This window comes from Sporolactobacillus nakayamae, from assembly GCF_900113325.1.
GTDB classification, from domain to species: domain Bacteria; phylum Bacillota; class Bacilli; order Bacillales; family Sporolactobacillaceae; genus Sporolactobacillus; species Sporolactobacillus nakayamae.
This window is the reverse complement of the sequence record NZ_FOOY01000003.1, coordinates 321,459-346,543: the sequence shown is the minus strand read 5'-3', so window position 1 is coordinate 346,543 and position 25,085 is coordinate 321,459. Positions and strand designations below refer to the sequence as shown.

At 41.8% G+C, this 25,085-nt stretch carries 25 protein-coding genes; 17 read left to right on the top strand and 8 right to left on the bottom strand.

What is annotated here, in order from left to right; genetic code table 11:
- Positions 1-3 precede the first annotated feature (3 nt).
- The 3 genes from mutL (at position 4) to BM003_RS01675 (ending at position 5,245) form a co-directional block, all read left to right on the top strand.
- On the top strand, positions 4-1,869 hold the full coding sequence (gene mutL, locus BM003_RS01690) for a DNA mismatch repair endonuclease MutL (protein WP_093669416.1): 1,866 nt from the start codon (positions 4-6) through the stop codon (positions 1,867-1,869).
- A 697-nt stretch (positions 1,870-2,566) separates the two neighbouring features.
- Complete coding sequence (locus tag BM003_RS01685; RefSeq protein WP_281242856.1) at positions 2,567-2,791, top strand: XtrA/YqaO family protein; 225 nt, start codon at positions 2,567-2,569, stop codon at positions 2,789-2,791.
- Positions 2,792-3,511: 720 nt separating this feature from the next.
- On the top strand, positions 3,512-5,245 hold the full coding sequence (locus tag BM003_RS01675) for a peptide ABC transporter substrate-binding protein (RefSeq protein ID WP_093669413.1): 1,734 nt from the start codon (positions 3,512-3,514) through the stop codon (positions 5,243-5,245).
- 298 nt (positions 5,246-5,543) lie between these two features.
- Here the strand turns inward: BM003_RS01675 and BM003_RS18180 are convergent, their stop codons facing one another.
- From BM003_RS18180 to BM003_RS01665, 4 genes are all read right to left on the bottom strand, one after another.
- Positions 5,544-5,693: a hypothetical protein gene (locus BM003_RS18180; protein WP_425441033.1), complete on the bottom strand. Its 150-nt coding sequence runs from the start codon at positions 5,691-5,693 to the stop codon at positions 5,544-5,546.
- Between the two features lie 308 nt (positions 5,694-6,001).
- Positions 6,002-6,763, bottom strand: a complete 762-nt coding sequence (locus tag BM003_RS01670; protein ID WP_093669412.1) for a hypothetical protein — start codon at positions 6,761-6,763, stop codon at positions 6,002-6,004.
- 623 nt (positions 6,764-7,386) lie between these two features.
- Positions 7,387-7,551, bottom strand: a complete 165-nt coding sequence (locus tag BM003_RS17480; RefSeq protein ID WP_177184579.1) for a hypothetical protein — start codon at positions 7,549-7,551, stop codon at positions 7,387-7,389.
- A gap of 1 nt (position 7,552) precedes the next feature.
- Complete coding sequence (locus BM003_RS01665; protein ID WP_093669411.1) at positions 7,553-7,735, bottom strand: hypothetical protein; 183 nt, start codon at positions 7,733-7,735, stop codon at positions 7,553-7,555.
- Between the two features lie 436 nt (positions 7,736-8,171).
- Between BM003_RS01665 and BM003_RS01660 the strand changes: the two genes are divergently transcribed.
- The 10 genes from BM003_RS01660 (at position 8,172) to BM003_RS01615 (ending at position 17,922) form a co-directional block, all read left to right on the top strand.
- Positions 8,172-8,468 (top strand): hypothetical protein, encoded by a 297-nt coding sequence (locus BM003_RS01660; RefSeq protein ID WP_093669410.1) that lies wholly within the window; start codon positions 8,172-8,174, stop codon positions 8,466-8,468.
- Positions 8,469-9,038: 570 nt separating this feature from the next.
- Entirely contained in the window at positions 9,039-9,659 is a 621-nt protein-coding gene (locus tag BM003_RS01655; RefSeq protein WP_093669409.1) for a DUF5052 family protein, read from the top strand.
- Between the two features lie 410 nt (positions 9,660-10,069).
- Complete coding sequence (gene miaA / locus BM003_RS01650) at positions 10,070-11,011, top strand: tRNA (adenosine(37)-N6)-dimethylallyltransferase MiaA (protein ID WP_093669407.1); 942 nt, start codon at positions 10,070-10,072, stop codon at positions 11,009-11,011.
- A gap of 214 nt (positions 11,012-11,225) precedes the next feature.
- Positions 11,226-11,459, top strand: coding sequence for an RNA chaperone Hfq (gene hfq / locus BM003_RS01645; protein ID WP_093669405.1), 234 nt, complete (start codon positions 11,226-11,228; stop codon positions 11,457-11,459).
- Positions 11,460-11,728: 269 nt separating this feature from the next.
- Positions 11,729-12,682: an AAA family ATPase gene (locus tag BM003_RS01640; RefSeq protein ID WP_177184578.1), complete on the top strand. Its 954-nt coding sequence runs from the start codon at positions 11,729-11,731 to the stop codon at positions 12,680-12,682.
- Between the two features lie 23 nt (positions 12,683-12,705).
- Complete coding sequence (gene hflX / locus BM003_RS01635) at positions 12,706-13,959, top strand: GTPase HflX (protein ID WP_093669401.1); 1,254 nt, start codon at positions 12,706-12,708, stop codon at positions 13,957-13,959.
- Positions 13,960-13,961: 2 nt separating this feature from the next.
- Positions 13,962-15,242, top strand: a complete 1,281-nt coding sequence (locus BM003_RS01630; RefSeq protein ID WP_093669399.1) for a methionine gamma-lyase family protein — start codon at positions 13,962-13,964, stop codon at positions 15,240-15,242.
- Between the two features lie 105 nt (positions 15,243-15,347).
- On the top strand, positions 15,348-15,734 hold the full coding sequence (locus BM003_RS01625) for a MerR family transcriptional regulator (protein ID WP_093669397.1): 387 nt from the start codon (positions 15,348-15,350) through the stop codon (positions 15,732-15,734).
- A 57-nt stretch (positions 15,735-15,791) separates the two neighbouring features.
- Positions 15,792-17,126: a type I glutamate--ammonia ligase gene (glnA, locus tag BM003_RS01620; RefSeq protein WP_093669395.1), complete on the top strand. Its 1,335-nt coding sequence runs from the start codon at positions 15,792-15,794 to the stop codon at positions 17,124-17,126.
- A gap of 289 nt (positions 17,127-17,415) precedes the next feature.
- Positions 17,416-17,922 carry a DUF3189 family protein gene (locus BM003_RS01615; protein WP_093669393.1) on the top strand — a complete coding sequence of 169 codons (507 nt, stop codon included), beginning with the start codon at positions 17,416-17,418 and terminating at the stop codon, positions 17,920-17,922.
- A gap of 494 nt (positions 17,923-18,416) precedes the next feature.
- Here the strand turns inward: BM003_RS01615 and BM003_RS01610 are convergent, their stop codons facing one another.
- Both BM003_RS01610 and BM003_RS01605 read right to left on the bottom strand, forming a co-directional pair.
- Positions 18,417-18,785 (bottom strand): BRCT domain-containing protein, encoded by a 369-nt coding sequence (locus BM003_RS01610; RefSeq protein ID WP_093669391.1) that lies wholly within the window; start codon positions 18,783-18,785, stop codon positions 18,417-18,419.
- Entirely contained in the window at positions 18,727-19,350 is a 624-nt protein-coding gene (locus BM003_RS01605; RefSeq protein WP_093669389.1) for a 3'-5' exonuclease, read from the bottom strand. The genes BM003_RS01610 and BM003_RS01605 overlap by 59 nt, the downstream gene beginning before the upstream one ends.
- 163 nt (positions 19,351-19,513) lie before the next feature.
- Here BM003_RS01605 and BM003_RS01600 point away from each other — a divergent pair, with 163 nt between their 5' ends.
- The 4 genes from BM003_RS01600 to BM003_RS01585 all read left to right on the top strand — a co-directional run bounded on the left by BM003_RS01600 (position 19,514) and on the right by BM003_RS01585 (position 23,121).
- Positions 19,514-20,560 carry a C39 family peptidase gene (locus tag BM003_RS01600; protein WP_177184576.1) on the top strand — a complete coding sequence of 349 codons (1,047 nt, stop codon included), beginning with the start codon at positions 19,514-19,516 and terminating at the stop codon, positions 20,558-20,560.
- Between the two features lie 581 nt (positions 20,561-21,141).
- Positions 21,142-21,546 (top strand): phage holin family protein, encoded by a 405-nt coding sequence (locus BM003_RS01595; RefSeq protein ID WP_093669385.1) that lies wholly within the window; start codon positions 21,142-21,144, stop codon positions 21,544-21,546.
- 331 nt (positions 21,547-21,877) lie between these two features.
- Complete coding sequence (locus tag BM003_RS01590; RefSeq protein ID WP_093669383.1) at positions 21,878-22,477, top strand: ECF transporter S component; 600 nt, start codon at positions 21,878-21,880, stop codon at positions 22,475-22,477.
- A 98-nt stretch (positions 22,478-22,575) separates the two neighbouring features.
- Positions 22,576-23,121 carry a DUF6944 family repetitive protein gene (locus BM003_RS01585; protein WP_093669381.1) on the top strand — a complete coding sequence of 182 codons (546 nt, stop codon included), beginning with the start codon at positions 22,576-22,578 and terminating at the stop codon, positions 23,119-23,121.
- Positions 23,122-24,106: 985 nt separating this feature from the next.
- On the opposite strand, the gene BM003_RS01580 is transcribed toward BM003_RS01585, so the two are convergent.
- Together BM003_RS01580 and BM003_RS01575 are read right to left on the bottom strand one after the other, a co-directional pair.
- The gene (locus tag BM003_RS01580; protein WP_245733981.1) at positions 24,107-24,457 is read right to left on the bottom strand and encodes a hypothetical protein; all 351 of its coding nucleotides are present in this window, start codon (positions 24,455-24,457) and stop codon (positions 24,107-24,109) included.
- 116 nt (positions 24,458-24,573) lie between these two features.
- Entirely contained in the window at positions 24,574-25,014 is a 441-nt protein-coding gene (locus BM003_RS01575) for a DUF4395 domain-containing protein (protein ID WP_093669379.1), read from the bottom strand.
- Positions 25,015-25,085: the final 71 nt, after the last annotated feature.

Here is a 25,085-nt window from a genome sequence, read left to right as displayed (position 1 = left end):
CACATGGGCGTAATTAAACGGCTCAGTGAGACACTTGCGAATAAAATAGCCGCCGGAGAAGTGGTTGAACGTCCGGCATCGGTTGTCAAGGAACTGGTGGAAAATGCGATTGACGCAGATGCGTCCTCAGTATTGATTGACATAGAAGAGGGCGGATTGAAATCAATCAAAATTACAGATGACGGCCGCGGATTCGCTCCCGAAGATTGCAAAATAGCTTTTGAACGGCATGCGACGAGTAAAATTCATGAGGATTCCGACCTCTTTCATATTGCAACACTAGGCTTTCGCGGCGAAGCGTTACCTAGTATCGCGGCGGTATCGCATCTGGAACTGTCCACATCCGATGGTGAACACCCTGGCACGCATCTTGTTTTGCAAGGCGGCCATGTGATCTCATCGGGTCTCGCTCAAAGCAGGAAAGGCACGGAAATAAAGGTGGAACGCCTTTTTTACAATACCCCGGCGCGATTGAAATATTTGAAGAGTATACATACGGAACTCGGAAAGATTACCGACGTTGTTAACCGTATGGCGCTCGCTTATCCAAAGGTGCGTTTTAGCTTAACTCACGAACAGAAAACGCTTTTTCAGACCAATGGCAGTGGTAATCTGAGCCATGTACTAGCGGCCATTTACGGTGTTCGCACGGCAAAAGCCGCTTTTTCTTTTTCAGGCGAATCGCTCGACTTTAAGGTGGAGGGCCTTGCGGTGCATCCGCAGATTTCCAGAGCAGGCAGACAGTATGTCTATATTTTCATCAATAACCGTTTTATCAAAAATTATCCGATTTTCAACGGAATCATGGATGGCTACCACACCTTGATGATGATCGGGCGTTATCCGATTTGTGTGCTCCATATCCAGATGGATCCATCGCTTGTCGATGTAAACGTTCATCCGGCTAAGCTGGAGGCCAGAATCAGCAAGGAAAAGGAACTGTGCGCACTGATCAGCGAAACGATTCGGGCAGCTTTTCACCGTGAACGACTCATTCCTTCTGTTTCAGGAAAACCTCATATGGTATCGGATAAACCAAAGAATGAACAGCAAGCCTTAGACTTTTCTCCGGCTGCCGTCACCGGCCCGGAACTTTCTAATAAAGAAGAATGGAAAGATGATGAAACGAACAGTTCCGCTTTTACGGAACACGTGCGTGAACCGGAAGCTGACCATTTCGCGGCTCAATCGGAATTTAATGAGATTGCGGCGGCTTTTCAAACGGAATCAGCAGTTGTGAATGAGGAAAGACCTGTGGACAATGAATCTGACGGTGAACCGAAGAAGCGGATGCCAAAACTGTATCTGATTGGGCAGATGCATGGCACCTATATTTTCGCTCAAAATGAGGATGGGCTGTATATTATTGATCAGCATGCAGCACAAGAACGGATCAAATATGAATACTTTCGTGAAAAAGTCGGTGAAACAGCACGCGAAGTGCAGGAACTGCTCGTCCCGATGACCTTTGAATTCAGTGCATCTGAATACGAAACCGTTATAGAATATCAACAATATCTGCGTGACATTGGCCTGAATTTCGAAGAGTTCGGTGCGCGCAGCTTGATCATCCGTTCCTGCCCAACGTGGATGCCGAAGGGTAAAGAAGAAGAAATGATTAATGATCTTGTTCATCAATTAATTGAAACTGGCAAAGTATCGATCAAGAAACTCCGTGAGAAACTTGCGATGATGATGTCTTGCAAGCGTTCGATCAAAGCCAATCATTATTTGCGCCAGGATGAGATCCAAGCGTTGCTCGACACACTCAGTAAAGCCAAGGATCCGTTCACCTGCCCACATGGTCGTCCGGTTCTCGTTCACTTTACACCCTACGAAATGGAAAAGATGTTCAAACGCGTGCAGTGAAGGGATTTTTAAGGGGGGGGGAAATGGATTTGCCCCCTGTCGGATACTGCAGAAATTGTGCGATGAGTCTTTCGTCAATAGTGATCGTACGGATACTGGACACGGTATTTGGTGGGAACAACCAGTCTTGTCAAGTGAGTTCGTGATCTTGATAGATTTGCGCATCACAGTTCGCGGTTGTATCCATAAAGATTTTGACTCCGTCTTAGCGATTGATACGTTTTAAAACTTATAAAGCACAACATTTCTAATTCAATGGCTTTATTCTTAACCGTGCAGAAGATGGAGTGAATCGACTGTAGGGTTATTTTGTGTGCTTTTTTGAGTCTCTTAATGAATCGCTGATTGTGTCTATGTTATAGTTGCCGACCGGTATCCACCAAGATAAATGATCCGGCATTATCACTTATCACCACGTTTTATGTAATTGACCATAGATTTTCCATATCTGAGGTTATGACCGGGTCGATGAAAATCATGGATGAATATTTCTGTTCGAACTGTAATGAACAAATGAAGTACTGGAATCTATGAACGTCCTGGTTGAATGCTTGATTGTGAGGTCGTGGATGAAACGAATGGAAATGATAGCCACGATGGTAAGTAAACAGACAATGAATGCAATCAGAGAGGAGTGGTAACTATGCGTGAAAAGGAAATTGAACTGAATTCAGATCGAAAATTGGTGACATAAAATATTGAGTCAAATAAGATTCTAGTGCTTGTCCTCGATGGTGTGCAAAACAAAGCGAAAGTAGCCGAAGCTGGTGAACATGGTTTCACAATTATAGAGACAGCAAAGGGAAAGGTTACCAAAATCAAGTATGGGGAAGGGGAATTATTTTATATGGATCTAAAAAAAATAATTAGTTTTAATAATGTGTTACTGTACTGCAATGCCGTGGGTGATCGCGCATCATAGTTGCGGGGGTCACCCACGAAAAGTGCGGATTCATGTGCTAAATAATTTGCTATAATACTACTACCAATATTAGGTAACTTTTTTTATTTGATCGTTGATGAGTGACATGTAATGACGAGTTAGAGCTGTCGATTATCAATAATGGCTTCATTGCCTTCAATTTCACTGAATCTCAAAATAAGAAAGAATGCGCATGGCGCTTACCCAACCTGAGTAGCGCAATCAGACCGGATACTGTATTTTGAAAGACTTCGACAGGTTTAAAGTATTGGTATCCCTGTCGGATTATTAAAAATTGCACAAGGGGTGAACATACAATAAGGATAAGCCAACCCAGCAGATGAAATTTCGTAGTTGCCATTTTTAATTGAATAGAAATTAATCTGGGCATCATCTGCTCCTTTCTTTGTTCTTATCGTAGTTTAGAATTCATGATTCTGTCAATCGTTCTCCATTAAATGCTAAATCTATTTATTGTAATTGAATCCCATAATTTATATATATATTTTTGCGAAAATAGAATAACAGATCTATTCTATCATCATTCCAGAAAATTGGTGTATAATATTCCCGAGGTTTGACGGATGATGTCTGCCTAATTAAAATGGCTGAGTGCCGAAACTGCGGCTGATTTTGCAAAATTCAGACGTTTGATCTTTTCGCTTTTTTAGCAGCCTATCGCCGTTTATACCCGTATTTAAAGTTTGGGGGGAATTACATATGCAAAAGAGATCAAAATGGGCAAAGTATCTGGCGCCGCTCGTCTTTGTCCCCGTGCTGATCCTTTCTTCTTGCTCAGGAGGTGGCTCTTCTGACTCTTCAGGCTCTTCAACTTCTTCAGGCTCTTCAACTTCTTCAGGGAAGACCGGTCTGGCGGCAAAGCAAGTGCTTCGCGTCACGACGACTGCCGATATCCCGACGCTGGACTATACGCAGGCGACGGACACGCAGTCAACCAATACACTGGCGATGGTGAACAGCGGTCTGACGCGGATGCATCTGGATAAGCTCGGGGCTCCAAGTGGTGAAGTGCAGCTGGATCTGGCGAAGAGCGCTAAAGCAAGCGCTGATAAACGGACGTATACGTTTACGCTCAGGAAAGGGATCAAGTGGTCGGACGGAAAACCGGTAACGGCGCAGGATTTTGTCTATGGCTGGCAGCATGAAAACGATCCGAAAGCCAACCCCGCTTATAATTTCCTGTATGCTTCGGCAGGAATCAAGAACGCGGAACAAATTGAAAATCCGAAAGATCCGTTGTATGGCAAGTATAAAAAACTCGGTATCAAAGCGATTGGAACCCATAAAGTTCAGGTCACCTTTGCAAAACCGGCACCGCCGTTCTTCCTAAGCCTGCTTTCGACGCCAGCCTTTTATCCGCAGCGCCAGGATTTTATTACCAAGCAAGGCAAAAAGTATGCCATGGGTCCGAAAAATCTATTATATAATGGGCCGTTTAAACTGCATGCCTGGAATAAAGGTAGCGGCTGGACGTATGTGAAGAACAACAGTTATTGGAATGCCAAAAAAATTCATCTGACGAAGATAACTGTTCGTGTCATCAAGGAAGAAGCGACACAGGTGAACCTGTATAAGGCGGGGGAGACCGACATGATTGAAAGTATCTCCGGTGATCAGGCCAAACAGCTCAAAAATAAGATTCCCGATCAGCTCTATTACGGCCTGACCTCGACAACCCGTTTCCTTTATGTGAATCAAAAAAATAAGTATTTGAAAAATGCTGCCCTGCGTAAAGCGCTCAGCGAATCGATCGACCGTCATGCATATTCATTTGTCGTAAAGCTGATGAAGGGCTCATTATTGCCTTCGAACTTTGTGGTTCCGAAATTCTTCGTCAGAGGTCCTCACGAGGAGGATTTCCGTGCCGGGACAGAAAATGGTTATCCGCTGGGCAGTACGGAACAGGCGCAAAAGGATTGGGCAACGGCCAAAAGAGAATTGAACATTAAAACACTCAATCTCAATTTCCTGACGCCGGATGGCGATCAGCTGAAGAATTACAATCAATATCTGGCTTCACAGTTCGAAAAACTCAAAGGCGTTCATGTGACGATCAATCAGCAGCCCTTTGCCAATTTCTTAAAACTACGGACAGACTTCAAATTTGATCTTTCATACGCCAGCCGGGCACCGGATTATCAGGACCCGATGACCTATCTGGATATGTTCACGACCGGACATCCGGAAAATTCGTCAGCCTGGTCAAACAAAACGTATGATAAACTGATTACCTCAGCAGAAAATGAGGCCAATGAGACCAAACGTTGGGATGACCTGGAAGCAGCAGAAAAAATTCTGATTCAGGATACGGGGATCATTCCGCTGGAACAGGACGGCCAGATTTGGATGCAGAAGCCCTATGTCAAGGGATTACAGTATCCGGTTTACGGACCGCGGGTTGACTTTACCGGCGTCTACATTAAAAAGCACTAAAAAATGAAATGAACAAAAAAGCCGAGCTAACATGATCAGTAAGCTCTGGAGGGCAGCATTCAGAACATTGTGCCTAGTTTCTGAACGTTCGACCAGATTCTGAAGTTCACTTCTTGTCAAATGGCGGGTGCCATCGCAATAGACTGTTTTATCTTTTTCCATTGCTGTTCTCCCAAGTATCAGTCGAAAGAACATTATATATATCGCGGTCGAAACCGTTTGACAATAATATAGGTTTGCGTTCATGTTATTTTTAAGTAATATTACTTTTGAGTAATAAAAAAAGGTACCTTATATTTTAGGCACCTTTTTTTATTATCGATTCTGGATATACTCCGATTGAACGGCGTCCGGCCAGCCACTTTTCATTGATCTCCATGAAGACTGAGCCCATGAGGCGAGTCACTGACTCACGTTTGGAAAAATGCGAATGAGTACCCCATCCCATGCGACGAAATTCTTCATTCAGTCGTTCCATTCCATATATTGCCCTGTTCTATTTATCATACATAAAAAAAGCAATGAGCGAGCGACCATGACCTCTTCAAACGGTACACACTTCAAGAAGTTCTTGATGAATTGGATGTCATTGAACAATTCCGGCAACGCGGTTCATGAGCCATCCATTGGTGAGATGACCAAAACCCAGATGCATCTGTTCAAGGCACTTGGGGTGACGATTCCATCATAGGTATAAATTCACGGGGAATGCAGGTTGATCGTTGATGAGTGACCTGTCATGACGCATTAGAGCTATCAATTGCGAATAATGCCTTCATTGCCTTCAATTTCACTGTAAGAACGAACGTAACGGAAACGTACCCAACCTGAAGGTACTGAGCTCTTTTGAGATTTAAGGTAGAAGTAAATATCTTGTTCCCGAGTCCTTTTTACAGCCTTAGTGACTTTAAATTTAGCCAGACTTGGAATTGTTGAGTTTACTTGACCAAAGCTCTTAGTCTTGTATTGAGTGTAAGGAACATGATTCCAAACAGTACCTGGAATGGCAACCCCGACGTAATTCATAAAGTTAGCAGGAATTGTTGTGGGTTGGGTAGTCGTTGCTTTTTTAACTCCGCCGGCAAATGAACCTACTTTTTTACCCCCATAGATGTAACCCCGATATTTACCATTCATCGTCACGACACGATAATAAACGGAACCGGTGTGGGTGACTTTATAACCGTAGGCACGGAAATAATAAGTTGAACCCTTATAAGCGTGGTTCTTCAGACGACCATAGTAATAATCAGCATCTGCACGAGTATAAGAAGCAAATTTTGCCATCTTGCTCTTGGAAGCCACTAGTTTAGCCCCTTTTACCGTGCCGGGTTTCGTATAAAGGGCGTGTTTACCCGTAGCAACCACGTTACGAGTGGATCCAGCTGTCTTTAAAGGCGTGTAGCCCACTTTAGTTGTTGCTGTATGGGAAGTATTAGGTTTATTGCATGCTGTTATAGTCAGTAAGCTCGCTACAGCAAGTACTGAAATCATTACTGATTTTGTCCATTTGTTCATATCTAAATCCCACCTATCTTGCCCTCATTATAACGCATAAACCGGTCAAGTCCGAATTTGTGTGTCAATTGATCTCAGTTGGAACAGGTCGTTAGCTAGGTGAAAGTGAAGACACTTTAGAATGAATCCTGAGACTGTTTTTTAGAGTGCTGTGCCTTCCACTTGAAATAGTCATCCATTGCCAAATAGCGCCATCCGGTCAACCACTATAATAAGTGGAAATATGCGAAAATCCGTAACACTTACTAGAAAAAATCAAAATCAGTTAAGGACTATTCTGGATTCAGAGAATCGATCATTTACCAGGTTGGTTCAAAAATGGATTAACCAGGAATTTCAACTTATTGAGGCGGATTTTGATTTTTCAGGGAATAAAAAATAAAATTTCTTTTTAGCTCCTACCTTTGTTTTGACCGGTATGACAACAACCGATTATTATCGTGTAATATATTAATCACTGATAAGTGTTACAAAGAGACACTAAAAATGGTTCATGGAATCCCAAGGATTTTCATGAACCATTTTTAGTCAACGACAATAAAAAATCCCACACCCTCGCTTGGGAGTGGGGAAATATTAGGTCATCTTGCAATACTCTCTCTATCAACTTATTTAAGCATCAATCAGATCTTTTTTACTCTTTCAAGCCAATCAATATCACGGCAAACTGCGTAATAAACGGCACGGTTGTTTAAGTCATTCTGATGCTCATTTTCGTATTTTCTTAAATCAGAAATTTTCCCATCAATTGCTTCAATTATGGCATCAATTAAAAATTGATTGAACATTTTAATTGATCAGCTCCTGATTTTGTTTCTCGAGATATTCAATTTCATGGACGACCGCCCAATAGATAGGGCCTGCTGGCAGATCATTGTGATGTTCTTCTTCATATTTTCTTAGATCAATAAGCTTTTGGTTATTGGTATTAATCATAATTTCTACAGAGCTCAGTTTGATTTTTGCACTCATTTATTCAGCAACTCCTTGCCCATAATTTGCCCATGTAGATTTGAAATGCTATGATTTTACTTGAAAATGGCATTCTCAAAAATGGCTCTACAAAGGGATTTTCATAAAATATGAAACTGTAAAAAAGGCTCTGACTATACGCCCTACGAAATGGAAAAGATGTTCAAACACGTGCAGTGACGGGGGTAGGGGGCAAAATAAATTTGCCCCCACAAAATTAATAGTTGAGGTAGGATTGAAGGTGTTGATCAATCTTTTTCACAGGCTGTTTAAGATTGATTGAGTCATGGTTTCGTATGATTAAAACGTCGATCTTCCGGGAATGTCCATTTTTATTCATGCGCGTCGGTGGTCTGTACTATACCGGCATAAATAATTAAGATTTTAAATTTTTAGAGACAAGGCAGATTGACTTGATAGGTGAGGGATATTGACGATGAGTAAACTGAAACACCCTAATTTAATTGCATTTTTTCTTATGTTTGTTGGCGCTGCGTTCAGCAGCGGGTTTCAAGGAATGGCTTATTGGGGACCAAGACCGCTCTGGTATTGGGTTGGCGCGGGGATCGCGTATGTCACGACGATTGCAGCCCTAATTTTGCTTGTAGCACTGAACAAAGCGAGGAAAGAAAATAGTCTGACATTAGTTACAAAGGTGATTGGAATTATTATCTGTACGCTGATTCTCTTGTGGACGACGTTTCTATTGATTGCAGGAGCTCCTAGATTATGAACGGAAATTTTTGTTTAAAGTCTAATCATTTACTGGTTTAATTGATGGAACACTCAGTCAGTATTTTTAGAAAGGATGCGTGCATTCCCATTGGATGATCATAATCATGAACGGCAAAACAATAACTTTGATCGTGTTTTTATCGGGAGACCAGGATGCATGTCCATCATCGTCATTTTAGCAGTACTTTTTCTGATCTATGCTATTTTTATTGCTAAATAAGAGTCAAAGCAGGCGCATCATCATGATTACAAAAGGATAACGAAAACATCATAGATAACGCAACATATATTAAGGGTTTCTTAAGAATTCTAAGCTAGGATAGAAACATGAAAACAATAACTTCCCCCTTTTTAAGGCGCTGCGGCGTCTTTTTTTCTTGTTCAGATTTTGTTCAGTGGGGCGTGCTATTCTTTGTTTACCGTATAGTGTCATTTCTTGAGCCTGAGAGGGCTCTCTTTTTTTGTACATTTTTTTCAACTCTGTCTCGAGACGGATGACAAAAGGTGATGCACGCGCTATGATTTTAGTAGCTTACTAGATTCCCTCAAGAGGCAGGAGAGAGATTCATTGATAAAGAAAATTAAAATCCTATTGATTTCAGCACTATTCGTTTTATCGGTCGTTGTGCTATCCGGATGTCAGGTGTTGGATTTTTTTACAACGCAAATTGAAGGAAGTTTAAAGGGACTCAATGTTACGATGCAAACCTATGACGCAGATGGGCAGCCGATTGATACAATAAAAGGTGTCTCAGGATCGATAAAGCGAGACAATAAGTTTGACCGCACGAATGAGAAGGGCGAAACAACAAAAGAATCTTCGGTTTTAAATATTACAATTGGCGGAAAGCAAGTCGTTCATGTGGGCAGCACATTGATTATGTATGAAAAAGGTTTGCAGGATGTCATGAATAAATTACCGCAAAAGATGCTCGTTGAAAACCAAGAACGCAGTGTGCCGTTTGTTAATCGAATGGTTAACAGCTATCACAATTATTTCGATGGACGATCGAAAGTAATTCTGATTCGTTCACAGCTTGGGAAACCAATTGCCACATTTGCAGGCAATCATGTCTCTTATTTTTCGACTGAAGTACCAAATTCGACCGGACTAATTATTGATGGGAAATATCTGTTTATTTATCGCTGTGATTTTACCATGTATGACACGCAGCTTTTGAAAAAATAAAGCTGCCAACATGAATGAACGCTCGTAAAGATGGACATACAGGTATGTAATACTATTGAGTAATTTTTTCAGATATTTTCATTGATCAAAAGAGTTAACTTACACTAAGGAACGTACGTTCACTATAATAGAATCATGAAGGCGGCGTTCATGAAAAGAGGCGATCGTATCGAATTGATTTATTAAGCATCAAGGAGTGGCAAGATGAGTCAAAGCCATGTGCGCTTTTTGAATGTAACCGAATCATATAGTAAAGCTTATTGTTATACGCGAGGCGGTAGTCGTATCTTTCACAGATCGGGCATCTTAGCGACTCACGTCATTCGATTGGCCTCGTGATCACCCGATCCAATGCACGCGTGGTTCGAATTGTGTTATACTGAACCCACATTTTATTTGGGAGTTATTTTATGAAAAGAACGACGATTGTCATTGTGGGACCGACTGCTGTCGGTAAGACAAAGTTAAGTGTGGCACTTGCTAAGCGCCTTCACAGTGAAATCATTAACGGTGACGCGTTTCAAGTGTATCGTGGGATGAATATTGGTACCGCGAAGGTAACGAATGAGGAAGCGGAAGGCGTGCCGCACCACCTGATTGATATTTGCGAACCAAATGAAGCGTATACAGCTGCGGAATATCAATGCGACGCTCGGCGAATGATCGACACTATTTCATCTGAAGGGAAAATGCCGATCCTAGTCGGCGGCACCGGGCTCTACATCAAGGCAGCGCTTTTTGATTATCAGTTCGCTTCAAGTGGGGCGAATCCGGAATATCGCCTTGAGTTGGCACGGATTGTGCGCGAAGGTGGCGGAAGGGAACTGTTTGATCAATTGGCGCGCGTGGACCCTATCGCTGCGAAACGGATCCATCCGAATAATCTTGTACGTGTGATGCGGGCATTGGAAGTTTACCATGAAACCGGGAAACCTTTTAGCGACCATTTGCCGGATGAATCGATTCAACCTCTTTATCCATATCTGTGCATCGGGCTGACAATGGAGCGTGAGACACTGTATGCGCGGATTGACGCACGCGTTGATCAGATGATGGATGAAGGACTGCTTGATGAAGCAAGGTCATTATATGAAAAAGGTCTAGGGGAAGCACAGGCGATGCAAGCGATCGGCTATAAGGAATTTATCCCCTATTTCGATGACACCTGTCCACTTGATGAAGCTGTGAATCAGTTGAAAAAAAATTCGCGTCATTACGCGAAACGGCAGCTGACATGGTTCAGACGGCAAATGTCTGTACACTGGTTCGATATGACCGAAGCTGTGCATAATTTCCCGGCAAAAGCTGAAGAAATATATCGCTTTATTTTGGATAACGAGGCGAATGAGTGATTATCGTCAACTAATCTCACATATATTGTATTGTTTTCGAAACGATCTTTGCAAATGATGGAAATTTAAAATATAATCTTAGGTGTAGATCTTTCTGATTGGACAATTAAATTCCTTCTCAGAGATAAAGATCAGATAAAAATAGAGTTCTATGCAGGATATCTTTACATTAAATCGAAATAGTCTTATTTAGAGAGAAAAGAGGAGGAATAAAATGAAACAGTCAATTAACATCCAGGATACATTTCTCAATCAGTTGCGAAAAGAAGGAACGTTTGTGACCGTCTTTCTTGTCAGTGGTTTTCAATTGAAAGGTAAGGTCAAGGGCTTCGATAATTTCACAGTGCTTTTGGATAGTGAAGGCAAACAGCAATTAATTTTCAAACATGCGATTTCCACGTTTACTCCTTCAAAACCTGTGAATTGGACCAGTCAAGACGAGTCATAATAGATTCTGGAAGGGCAGCGGTTGCGCTGTCTTTCTTTTGTTTCGTGGGGCTTTTTTTGGAGGGAATAAATTCGGTTCACCGAAATGCGCATCTTGGATCCGTCGATTCTGAATAGAGTGTGGCAATCATAAACTAAAGCAGTCCACACATCTTTTAATGGGTACTTGAAAAGCGGGCAATTATCACGGACACGTTCCAACCGGCGTAAACATAACAACGCAGGTACGCACGTGGTACTCGATCCAAAGAACAGCGAGGTGATCGGATTATGCGAGAAGCCTATACGTTTACGAAGAAAAGTCAGATTAATGTTGTATTCAATCAAAAAACAGAAAAAAACACAACCACACCCTTTCCAATCGATGAGCGCGTGACTCATGAGCCGCTTGAGAAACTGGAAGCCAAACTTGACCGATTGGTTGGTATGGATCAAATTAAACATATGGTACGCGAACTGTATGCGTGGCTCTATATATATCGCAAACGTGAGGAAGCACAGCTGAAGGTACGAAAACAATCCTTCCATATGTTGTTCAAAGGCAATCCGGGGACAGGCAAAACAACGGTTGCGCGTCTTTTGAGTGACTTGTTCAGGGAAATGGAGATACTGCCTAAGGGTCACTTGATTGAGGCGGAACGCGCGGATCTTGTTGGCGAATATATTGGGCAGACTGCGCAAAAAACGCGAGATCTCGTCAAGAGGGCGCTTGGCGGTGTTCTTTTCATTGATGAAGCTTATTCGCTATCACGTGGTGGAGAAAAAGATTTTGGTAAGGAAGCAATTGACACATTAGTGAAGCAAATGGAAGATCATAAAGACGAATTTATTTTAATTCTTGCGGGCTATTCCGACGAAATGGAGGAGTTCTTAAAAATAAATCCCGGACTCCCTTCACGATTTCCGATGATTATGTCTTTTCCTGACTACTCCGGAATGGAACTGCTGGATATCGCGAAACAAATGATCCGCGATCGTGAGTATACAATGACAGCGGAGGCTCAAAAAAAATTACTTCGTTTGCTTCAGCAAAAGGTCGCAAGCCTTGAGCCTCATTTCAGCAATGGACGTTATGTCCGAAATATTATTGAAAAAACAATCCGTCAGCAAGCAGTACGGCTCGTCAGAGAAAACAGCTTTGATCGTGACGCACTTCTGACACTTCGAGCTTGTGATCTGGCAGCAGAAGAACAATCGGTTATGTCTCATGCAGATGAAGCATGACCTGGAACTAAAGAGAGGTACCTATGGAAAACGTGATACTCGTAGCTTGTCAGCTCCCTTCTCAATCCGATGATCATTTTGAATCATCGCTTGAAGAGCTAGAAGCATTGACGAAAACGGCTGGTGGCCAAGTTGTTGCCGTCGTGACTCAAAAAAGACAAAAAATTGACTCAGCCACTTATATAGGAAGTGGTAAATTACAAGAACTTGAGGCTTTGGAAAAAGAATTAGACGTAGGAACGGTGATCTTTAATGGTGAGCTATCCCCGTCACAGCAGGGACGTCTCGGCGCATTGCTCTATGCAAAAGTACTGGACAGGACTCAGCTTATTTTGGACATCTTCGCCGTACGGGCACGCTCACGAGAGGGAAAACTTCAAGTTGAACTTGCTCAGCTTCAGTACTTACTACCGCGTTTGAGCGGCATGGGCGAGTCGCTCTCACGTTTGGGCGGCGGAATCGGGACTCGTGGACCTGGAGAAACAAAACTGGAATCAGATAGACGCTATATCAGAAGCAGAATGAAGGATATCAGTAATCAATTGAAAACGGTTGTACAGCATCGTAAACGTTATCGTGATCGACGAATGATGAATAATCAATGCCAGGTTGTTCTGGTTGGCTATACAAATGCGGGGAAATCAACCTTGTTCAATCAGCTGACTGCGGCAAGTACATACGCCGAAAATCAACTGTTCGCAACACTGGACCCTCTGACGCGTAAAATGAACCTACTGAATGGGTTTATTTGTCTTTTGTCCGATACGGTAGGATTTATTCAGGAGCTGCCGACACAACTTGTTGCTGCATTCCGATCGACACTTGAGGAAGTAACAGGCGCGCAACTTATTGTGCACGTGCTTGACGCATCTGATCCGGACTTGATCACCCACGAGAAGACGGTGCGCGCATTGCTCGAGGAGTTGGGCGCAGATGAATTGCCAATGCTGACAATTTACAATAAGAAGGATTTGCTTCAGACTCCATTCATCGTTCCCAAAGGTTCTTTGCTCGTGTCTGCGCGTGACATCAATGATCGTGATCGGATTCTCGCTGAAATTGAATCGCAGATTGTGCAGCAAATGGTGCCCTTTCACGCACTATTGGATGCCGATGAAGGTAAATTATTAAATGACATTAAACTGAACACGATCTTAAATAAACAAGTCTATGATGAAAACGCTCAGAAGTATGAAGTTGAAGGATTCGTCTACCCGGAGACGGCCATAGCATCGAAGTTAATTCATAATCAGGCTTCAACCAATAAGGAGTTATAAAAATGTTTGATGCACTAACGTTTGGAAAAGAATTAATAAGCATATCTGCGGCGGTCGAAGCGCAAATTGCAGAACAATTGAAAGCAGTTGATGCGATTGCTCTAGAAAATCAATACCGCGTTTTATCAAGTTTTAAGAAAAATAAAATAAGTGATGCCCACTTTAATGGCAGCACAGGTTATGGGTATGATGATTTTGGGAGAGAAGGTATTGAATCTGTGTATGCCGATTGTTTCGGAGCGGAATCAGCTCTCGTGCGTTCACAGATGATTTCGGGTACACATGCAATCACAACCGCACTTTTTGGTGTACTTCGGCCGGGCGATGAGTTAATGTACATAACCGGTAAGCCTTATGACACATTGGAAGGTGTGATCGGATTATCGGGAAACAGTCACGGTTCACTGAAGGATTTTGGTATCCAATTCAGATCGGTTCCGCTGAGGCAGGGGAGAATAGATACGCAGGCTGTGATTGATGCGATTGCCCCGAACACAAAGATGATCGGTATTCAGCGTTCCTGCGGCTACGCAAACCGTCCGTCCATAGCGATAAGTCAGATCGGTGAAGCAATTTCCTCAATTAAAAAGGCACACCCAGATGTTGTTATCTTTGTCGATAATTGCTATGGCGAATTTACTGAAACGCGCGAGCCGTGTCATGTTGGTGCGGATTTAATGGCAGGATCTCTAATTAAGAATCCGGGTGGAGGACTGGCAAAAGTTGGCGGCTATATAGTAGGTCGCGAGGCTTTGGTCTCGTTGTGTGCGGAACGGTTGACAGCGCCGGGATTGGGAAAAGAAGTAGGTCCATCGCTTGGTGAACTCAAAGATCAATATCAAGGATTCTTTCTATCACCGCATACGGTCGCCCAAGCGGTGAAAGGTGCAGTTTTCACATCAGCACTGATGGAAAAATTAGGGATGGAGACGTCGCCTTCATGGGAAAAAATGCGGACAGACCTTATTCAGAGAGTCACTTTCCATGACCCGGATCAAATGATCGCATTCTGTCAGGCGATACAAATGGCTTCCCCAATCAATGCTCATGTGCAACCCTACCCGAGTCCAATGCCGGGATATACAAGCGATGTCATCATGGCAGCGGGCACTTTTATTCAAGGCGCAAGTCTTGAATTAACGGCGGATGGGCCGATTCGTCCTCCGTATACTCTTTATGTTCAAGGAGGATTGACCTTTGAGCATGTCAAAGCGGCGCTGATGATTGCGGTTAATCATCTAATGGAAAAGGAACTGCTCGATCATGATTTAATCAAATTGTGACAATTCAATTAAAATCATAACAAATTGCCGTAAGATAAACTAACATTGATTGACAACAAATCAGCTGCCCGTTATAATGTGTTTAAGGAAGGGGCGTGAGGCGAAATGGCTGATAACGTACGCCGATCAATGCCTTTATTCTCCATGGGTATTGTTCAGAAATTAACTGGGCTGACGGCCAGGCAGATACGCTACTATGAAGAAAATGATTTAATTCATCCTGAGCGTAGTGAAGGAAATCGCCGCGTCTTTTCTTTTAACGACGTCGATCGGCTTTTGGACATCAAATCTCTTTTAGATGAAGGTGTCAATTTAGCTGGTATTAGGAGAGTACTCAGTGAAAAGCCTGTAGTGGCAAACCGACCTGCTGAAGGAAAGAAAGCAATGTCGGATGCTGAACTCATGAAATTCCTTAAGTCCGAGCTCGTGCAAGCAGGCAAGTTTGGCAAAACTTCGTTAATACAAGGGGAGTTATCACGGTTTTTTCGATGATATTTCTCTGTGTATATAATTTTAAAAACAGAAACTTATCTTTGGGGAGGATCTTGAATGGCAAAGTTTACAAAAGAAGACATTATTTCTAAGGTAAATGAAGCAAATGTTAAATTTATTCGTTTGCAGTTCACTGATTTTCTTGGGATTATTAAAAATGTTGAAATTCCCGTAAGTCAGCTTGGGAAAGCATTTGATAACAGTATTATGTTTGATGGTTCTTCAATCGAAGGATTTGTAAGGATCGAAGAATCAGACATGCTTTTGTATCCTGATTATGACAGCTTTGTCATTTTCCCTTGGACAGCAGAAAAAGGTAAAGTTGCACGTCTCATCTGCGACATTTACAAACCAGATCGTACGCCGTTCCCAGGCGATCCTCGCTCGGTTTTGAAAGCTCAGCTAGCTGAAATGGAGAAACTTGGATTCACTTCGTTCAACATTGGACCGGAACCAGAATTTTTCCTCTTCAAATTGAATGAATCAGGCGAACCGACTCTTGACTTAAATGATAAAGGCGGATATTTCGACCTTGCTCCTACGGATCTTGGCGAAAATTGCCGTCGTGATATCGTCCTTGAGCTCGAAGACATGGGCTTTGAAATTGAAGCTTCTCACCATGAAGTAGCTCCTGGTCAGCACGAAATCGACTTCAAATATGCAGATGCTGTTAAAACTTGTGACAACATCCAGACATTTAAATTAGTTGTTAAAACGATTGCCCGTAAGCACGGACTGCATGCGACATTCATGCCTAAGCCGCTGTTTGGTGTAAATGGTTCAGGTATGCACTCGAACATGTCTCTTTTCAAGGGTAAAGAAAATGCATTTTATGATGCAAATTCTGAAGATGGTCTTAGTGCGACAGCAAAGGCATTTATCGCCGGCTCTCTAGAACATGCGCGTGCATTCACTGCCATTACGAACCCGATCGTTAACTCGTACAAACGTTTGGTTCCTGGCTATGAAGCACCAAGCTATATTGCATGGTCATTGAGCAACCGAAGCGCTCTGATTCGTATCCCTGCAGCTCGCGGTCTCAGCACACGTATCGAAGTACGTAGCGTTGACCCTGCGACTAACCCATACCTAGGCATGGCTGCATTGCTTGCTGCTGGACTTGACGGTATTAAGAAAGGCTTGACACCTCCTGCTTCAGTTGACCGCAGTATTTACGTGATGGACGATCAGGAACGCGAAGAACTTGGCATTCATGAATTGCCTGCATCTCTTAAAGAAGCTGTCGATGCGTTTAATGCAGACGAAGTCATCACTGGCGCGCTTGGCGAACATACGGTTTCCCACTTCAACGATGCAAAAGAAATTGAATGGGATATGTTCCGCACTCAAGTACACCCATGGGAACGCGATCAATACATGGAACAATATTAATCAATAGATTTGCTGAAACCCCTTGAGCCATATGGCTTTGAGGGGTTTTTGTTTTGCCCTGAAAAAGAGGGGGGGCAAACGCTCAATTATTGGTTTCTTTTTGATTGCGCCCCGAATCTGCCCCGATTTTCAATAGTCTTTCTGCATTTTGTCCTTTGATGTGTAAATAAGATAACAATCACAGTATCTGTCTACTTCGTTGCTGCTCTGAAATCATCTACCGGCATTGGATAATTCATGGTTCAATAGGGAAAATTAATGTCAACTTGCATGAAAAAGGATGATCCCATTGATTTACATATATAATGATTTTGGCGGCACGCATACTACAGCACTAGCGGCTGCATATCATCTAAAAAAAATATCTCCAGATCATAAATTAACCAAAGCTGAAATCATATCTGTACCTTATTTTAATCGGCTTACCTCGGCTGATATGGGTACACTAATCTTTCATGGAATTGATGATGATGGAAATTCAGTTTATACGGTTGGCCGCGGATCATCAAAACATATGCTTGCAGCATTATCAAATTTAAGTTTATTGTTGCAGCAAAAATATAAGGGCAGTGAAAAGATTATTTTTTCGAATACATCACCAACGGTTCCATTTGCTATGACAATAGGGGGTCTGTGTTCACGTTGGCTAAAAATTGATTTTATCGGTGTACCGCTGTTGGTAATTGGTGCAAAGCAATGTTGTAACGACATCGTTCGGCTTGTAGCATATACAAAAAAAACTGCACGGACGACTCAAAAAACTGTCACTGTGTTACAAAATAATTCATTTAAATAATACTTCTCAATGCAGCATCCATTGGTGGTTTCTGACGCTGTCAGCGGTATTAATCACCATTTATTATGTTTAAGAATATTAAATAATGACCATGCTATTGTGGCATGCTTGTTAATAGTTAAGGTATGAAAGTTAGTCGAATAGGCATCAGGTTTTCAATAACGGGCTATAGTCAGGCGTCGTCATGCATTTTGCCTCCTAAAGGATGGATGTAAATGAAACAACCTGTTCAAACACAAATTGAGCAACCAACGTGGAAGCAAAGATTGAAAGTAATCAGGCTGTTTATGAATATATATCATAACAATCGCAGAAAGCAGTCAATTCTTCGCTCAATACACATTTCGTTTCATTATTGTGTGCTGATTTGGAAAGATGAGACAAGACGCTCCGCTAGATAAAAAATGGGTTACATGGTAGAGAAATTGATAAGGATCTACAACCGAAATTAGCTGGAGGTCCTTTTATATTTTCGACTATTTGTTGTCTAAATTTCATTGTTCTGTTTTGGCTTGCGTCAGATTAATCATAAATATAAATTCGTTTTCGCTTATGATGTTGATCTCTTGTCCTTGTGAAGAAAGTTTTTCTGCCTTGAGTTCTTTGCTGCTTTTTTGATTCGTAGGTGTCCGATGATCAGGGTTGCCAACCACGAGCAGCGTTGTTTGCTTAGTCACGCTGTTGCCGTTAATGCCACCAAAGTCAGCCACGATTTGGCATGCGTCCTGACGTGACATGGATTGAATCACTCCGGTAAACACTACGACTTGGTGAAAAAGCGGATGATGTTCGTCAAATTGCTTCTTAGCTATTATTGTGTCCGACGGCTTGAAGGCGCCTCGCAACTGATGAGAATGGAGCATAGGAATGCTTATGTAAGTGGCCGGGCCGGTAATTAATTGTCCGTTGCATTTGATCTAAACTATCAAGTTGAAATTCTTGCATCATGTTTTTAACGATTTCCGCGCAAACCAAAGCATCCTCAGAGGCTTGGTGATGATGAAATGCAATGTGGTAATATGAAGCAACTTGATCCAAACGATAGGATGATAAAGTCAATAGTTTCTTGGCAAGAATGTAGGAACAAAAATAATTGACCTCCGGATAAGGCAACCGATATTTATCCAGTGTCAAGCGCAAGACGCTCATATCAAAACTGGCATTATGTGCGACTAAGGGAAGGCCACCAATAAACGAGAGAAGTCTTGGATATAGCTCAGCCATTGTCGGAGCAGTGGTTATATCATCCTCATGAATTCCATGTATTTGTGTATTGTACGCATCGAAAAATTCTTCAGGATTAATTAATGAATAATAGGAGTCAACAACTTGTCCTTGGCTCACTTTTGTTAAACCAACGGAACATGGGGATGTGCGATGCGCATTCGCGGTTTCGAAATCAATTGCTACAAAAGATAAGTCCGTCATCAACAAATCCTCCACTCGTTTCAAATAGTTGGTTCATATCTATAACTATAATAACATGGCATTCAAAAATCGTAATCTCCCAAAATTTTTTAAGCAAAAATTAAGTATTCTTCGTTAAATTTTTGTAATACAGTTATTCATGGTTAAAGGGGGGACGTACCAGTTGTATAAACGGCTAAAGAGCTATATTATCATTGCATTTTTTCTCAGTATTGCTCTTCAACTTTTCGGTTGTTCCTTAAAATTGTTTGGAGAAACTGCATCTGGGCTAAACGTCAAAATAAATGTAAAAAGTGTGCCAAAGACCATTCATTTAGGTGAACATTTTGATCCGAAAAAAAATGTTACCGTGACTAATCAGAAAGGAGAAAAACAGTCCTTGAAGTCATTAAAGGTTTCAGGTCATGTGGATACTAAAAGAGTCGGAACGTATAAACTAACCTATACATTTAAAAGTGGTGGCGTCAGAACATCGCTTTCAAAAAAAGTTCAAGTAATCTATGAAAAGAAAGTAAGCATCACATTCAAAACGAAAAATGTTGAAAAGTCATCAATGGTTCGAGGAAAAACCACTGTTCATCAAACAGGCATTAAAGGTTCAAAACTTGTCCGTTATCAGGCAAAAATTGTTGGCAGTAAGGTTGTGTTGGGAAAGGCAATATCTGAAAAAGTGATTAATGAGCCGGTGACTAAGATTATCTATTCAGGAACTAAAATTCCCAAAAGTTATCGTATGAATGTTGCTGTCATTGGTCAATTACCGGAACTGCCTGCAGGGTGCGAAATTACGGCAGTTACAATGATGCTCCGCTACAAGGGAGCACGTGTGACCAAAGTGGCACTTGCAGAAGAAATGCCGCGTGCAACAAACGGTGATCCTAATACCGGGTTTGTTGGCAGTCCGTACTCTAAGTCAGGAATGACCATCTATCCACCTGCCCTAATGTATCTTGTGAAAAAGTATGCAGGAAATTCTGCGAATTTGACCGGAGCATCAACTGACAAATTGAAAGACTATTTAAGCAAAGATCATCCGATCGTGATCTGGGGTACATATGATGGTTTTTACTTTCACGCGTTGGTGCTTACAGGCTACACAGAAAATGGATTTTATTATAATGACCCATGGACAGACACAAAGCGCTGGATGAATAATGAACAGATGCTTATTCATTGGAATGCTCTTGATCGGCGAGCTCTTACTTATTAACACTTTTGACGGTGAAATGCGAAGAATGATGTACCTTATGCGTGATCGTGCGTGGTACCGCATAAAATATGCGTGGTACCGCATCATAAATACGTTGTTATGGGGGGTGAAAACGAGATAAGATAATAGTGTGTTAAAGCAATTCATTGCTTTGCCGACTGGATTTGAGGTGAATCCATGGTTGTGCCCTCAGCAAATCTTGCCCCAAATACTTAATCGTTCAAGCGTATTTTAAATACAAGTGCGTTTGGTGCAATAACGTTTTCCTCTCTAATTTTCCCATTCATGAAGATTAAAGATTTGCTTATCGCAACAATATTCACCTTAAATTCATTATTATATTTGTTAAGACCTTAGGCCTAGATGAATATCAACCTTAGTTTGATGATAGGTACTAAACACTGTGTTACTATTTATAGTGCATAAAAGCAATAACTCCCAAAACAAGTCTTAATTTTGCATCCCTAGATATAGGGATCTTTTTTTGTCTTAAAAATGGGTGTTTTTGCTGCTTCGCTAGCCTTTATGTAGTTTAAAGGACAATCATAAACTATAGAGATGAAGTAGTGAGGTGTTGACTGTTGACAAAATATGAATTGTTTTTCAGAAGTATTGCAGCACTCCTTGGAGCCGTTTCGGGTTATCTGTATGGAGAATGGTCATCTTTGATTGCTGTACTGGTCGCGTTTGTCGTTATTGATTATATTTCCGGTCTTATCGCGGCAGCTTACATTGGCTCCTTATCAAGTAAAATTGGTTTTCAGGGGATAGCTAAGAAGGTCATGCTTTTCACGATTGTGGCTGCCGCACATTTGTGTGATGTCATTGTCGGTTCAAAAAATATCATCATGGATGCGACGATCTATTTTTATCTCGCAAATGAACTTCTGTCGATTTTGGAGAATGCTGGTCGAATCGGACTTCCTGTTCCGAACCAAATCAAAAAATTGATTAGCGTTCTAAAAGAGAAAAGTGGAGGAGAATAGTTCTGGATATAAAAGGCGTTAGTCGGTTATGAATTATTCCTCAGGATCAAATTTAGATTGAAGGCAACATATCAGGCTGATTGAAGAAGTCGATGTGTTGTTTTTTAATAATGTCAAGAAGTCAATAATATTATTATGTAAACTAATTGGCAACAAACAACAGTGGGTGTGTCCTATTCAGTACATATCATATAATTGTTTTTTAGGATTAAATCAAGAAGGTCTATTTGCTTGAGTGAAAAAAGGATTTATAATTCTATGTAGGTTGATTAAGCTGTTTGAAAACAGGAGCAATAATTCGTTTTTGTAGCGTAAATAAAAGGAGTCTATTATGGAAAAAGACAGTGGCAGTCAAACGTACCGATTAGTTATATTAAGTATCTTTACTGCAATAATTATTTTACAAAATTTCTTGCCATTTTTAGGCTATATACCTGTTGGCGTATTTAGTCTCACAATTATCCATTTGACGGTCATTATTGTGGCCATTGTTCTTGGGCCAGCAGATGGGGCGATCATTGGTGGTGTGTGGGGGTTGACGACTTTCATACGCGCATTTACATTTCCGAGCAGTCCGATTGCACCGATTGTGTTTACCAACCCATTGATTTCAATCTTGCCACGTATTCTTGTCGGACTTGTCGCAGGTTACGTGTATCTCGGATTGAAGAGAACGAGGTTACAGCGTATCCCTTCGATGTCAATCGCAGCACTTCTTGGATCACTGACGAATACCCTATTAGTTCTAGGGTTAATCTACATCTTTTACAGTCACCCTTATGCGAACTATTTGCAGATTGATGTCAGTAAATTACTTCCGGCTTTACTCGCTGTTGTGTTAACAAATGGCCTTGCTGAAGCGTTCGCCGCTTGCCTTATTTCTCCGATTGTTGCGAATCCTCTTTTAAAAATAAGGAAAAAGTCTGGTTGATAACTGGTGACGAGCAGTACAATGATTCTACTCGGTCAATTTATGAGAAGCGTGAATATGATATAGTAATGAGCATCAGAAGACGGGTGGGGACAACTGTGAAGAGAGACGATGTGGCTGAAAATTTTGCGCTCCTATCCATAACAGTTGGGAAAGTAATGGCCGCCGTTGGTCAGACGCCAATGAAAAATTTGGACCGTGAGACACAAGATCAGCTAGTATTTCTCGGCAGTTTGATCCAGGTGGGCGCAGGTGCATTAATTGCGGAATTTTTTACTGATGATCCGGTCGCACAATTAGGGGTCGCTTTAAACTTAATTGGTTATGGCTCTTTTGCTATTCAATTTATTCGTGACGAAGATGATGATCGGAAATTACTTGTTCAAGCAATGTCCTCAAATTTGAAGGAAGTACTGGCAAATATGATTTTTTTAACTGATCCTAAGTTATGGAAAAAAATGTACCAGATCGTTGGCACATTTATGCTTTGCATCGGTAATTTTCTTCAAGCACAGGGAAGAAAGAGATTGTTGGATGAAAGCGACGATTATACAATCTTTGATCCAACAGTGACGGCGGGTACATGGATGGAAGCTGGAGGATCTATGGCGATTATGCTTGGTAATCTGGCGGAGACAGTCTGAGAAATAGCAAAAAATGAAAGGCACCTCCTCTTTTTTCACACCCGTTGAGGAAGTGCCTTTTTATACAATAGTATGAGTCTTTATCAGAAGCTGACATAAGTGCTCCTTTAAATAAAGGAGCATCGACTAGTGGCGCACCTTCGTATGAGCGGCATCAATCGAATCCGTCGCATCCTAAGAAAATGCGTCCTGCGGCTCAATGGACCTGGGCCGTCCATGGCCGTCGTGACAGCTCCTTACCGTTGTCAGAGGCTTGGCGAAGCCAAGATTTCTAGCAAGTAAAGAAAGTATAAGATCTTGAGCATGCTGAACCAGAAAAAATATCCAGACACGAAAGCGCGAGACGCCTGCGGGACCAGCGAGCCAGGGGAGACCCCGCAGATAAGAGCATGTATGAGGAGGCTCCCGGATCGCCCGCGGCAAGCGAGCAGCTGAAGTGTCGTTCAAGTCACAAGGTTGATGGATCAAAGCCGCGTGCAGAATGATAGCCAAGGACCGGGCTGTGCCCGGTTTTTCTAACAGGTAAAGAAAGTTTATCGTTTTGCCTTGCCGGTACGATGTTATGGTCATAAGATTCGGATGGACGATTAGGTAAGCCGCCCAATCTAAGAAAATAAACGGAAAAATTCCGCTTATTTAGAAAATGAAAGAAAAAATAGCTTAAATAGACGGAAAAATTCCGCTTATCGCATCGAAAAACGTGAAAATAGAGGGTTTTTCCGTGCATAAGCGGAAAAATTACCCTTATTTACCTGTAAAACAAGCACCATGATGCAAATAGCCGGAAAATCTCCGCTTATTTTATTCCGGCCACGTTTCTTAATCAAGGATCAAAATGATTCATGAAATAGAACTGTTTGTTCAAGACAAGCTTGATGATTCAAAACCGCATTTAGCGAAAGTCATCACATCCGGCGGAAGTAAAGACCGGGCGCTTTTTGCCCGGTTTCTAATAAAACTGTTTAAATTCATCAGTCTCAGAAGTTTAGTAATAAGGATATGGAAATAGAAAAGGCACTGAAAAAAGTAAAAAAGGGAAGAGAAATCGGTTGAAACGTCTGTATCTCGGGCGTGGACCGGGTCCAGGGCCATAAAAGTATCGGTCATTTTCATTCACATCTTCAGGTACCAGCATCACGACACCTTGATCATTTACATCTTCAATAATTCCTTCAATTCTTGAGCCGTCTGCCATCTGCGCAATGACATGATAGTTCATGTACTTGCGACATAAATCGTTAATCGATTGGTTATTTGGCGAACTGTTTGTATTTCGGTCATCCATCGTTTGCGGGACGAAAAACTGCTGCTCACTTGCGTTATAATTATCTGTCATATTCATCGCTCCTTTTCCCCTTAGTGTATTCACCCAGTTTTTAACCTGTGACAAATGCACATCAGGCACACCATTAGTTCATTGGAGCCGATGAGGTTAGGAGTATATTCATGAGCTTATTTAGGTGTAGTTTGCTCCTGAATACGTCTTTGCCGATATTGTGACCATTGGAAGTGGACAAAACAGCCGATGCAAAAGCCCAAAATCGCCACGAATGCCGCAAGGCCTACTATAACAGAAAAGATGATTGAAAGAACTGTCCAGCGCATAAGAGAACTTACAAAAGCGATTGATAAGCATGAAACAGCGATCGTCTGATTGAATTTCTGCTGATCCTTGTCTTCAGGAATATAAGCAGTGGCTGGTTTCCTCAAGAATTTTTTTGCAAGAACCATCACAGGATTGAAATGCAATAAGAGACCGGACAACCCGGATAGCAGAGGCACTAAGAGCAGCCAATAGTAACCGGTAAGCAGACTGAGAAGAGTGCTAAGGACTATTACCCATTGATTTGTTCTGACAAGTGGACGGGGAATTGAATGCGTTATGTCACTCATATTAATCATACCTTTCACGTAGGAATACATATATTATACACGCACTAGTGAAAAGGGCACAATAAAATCGC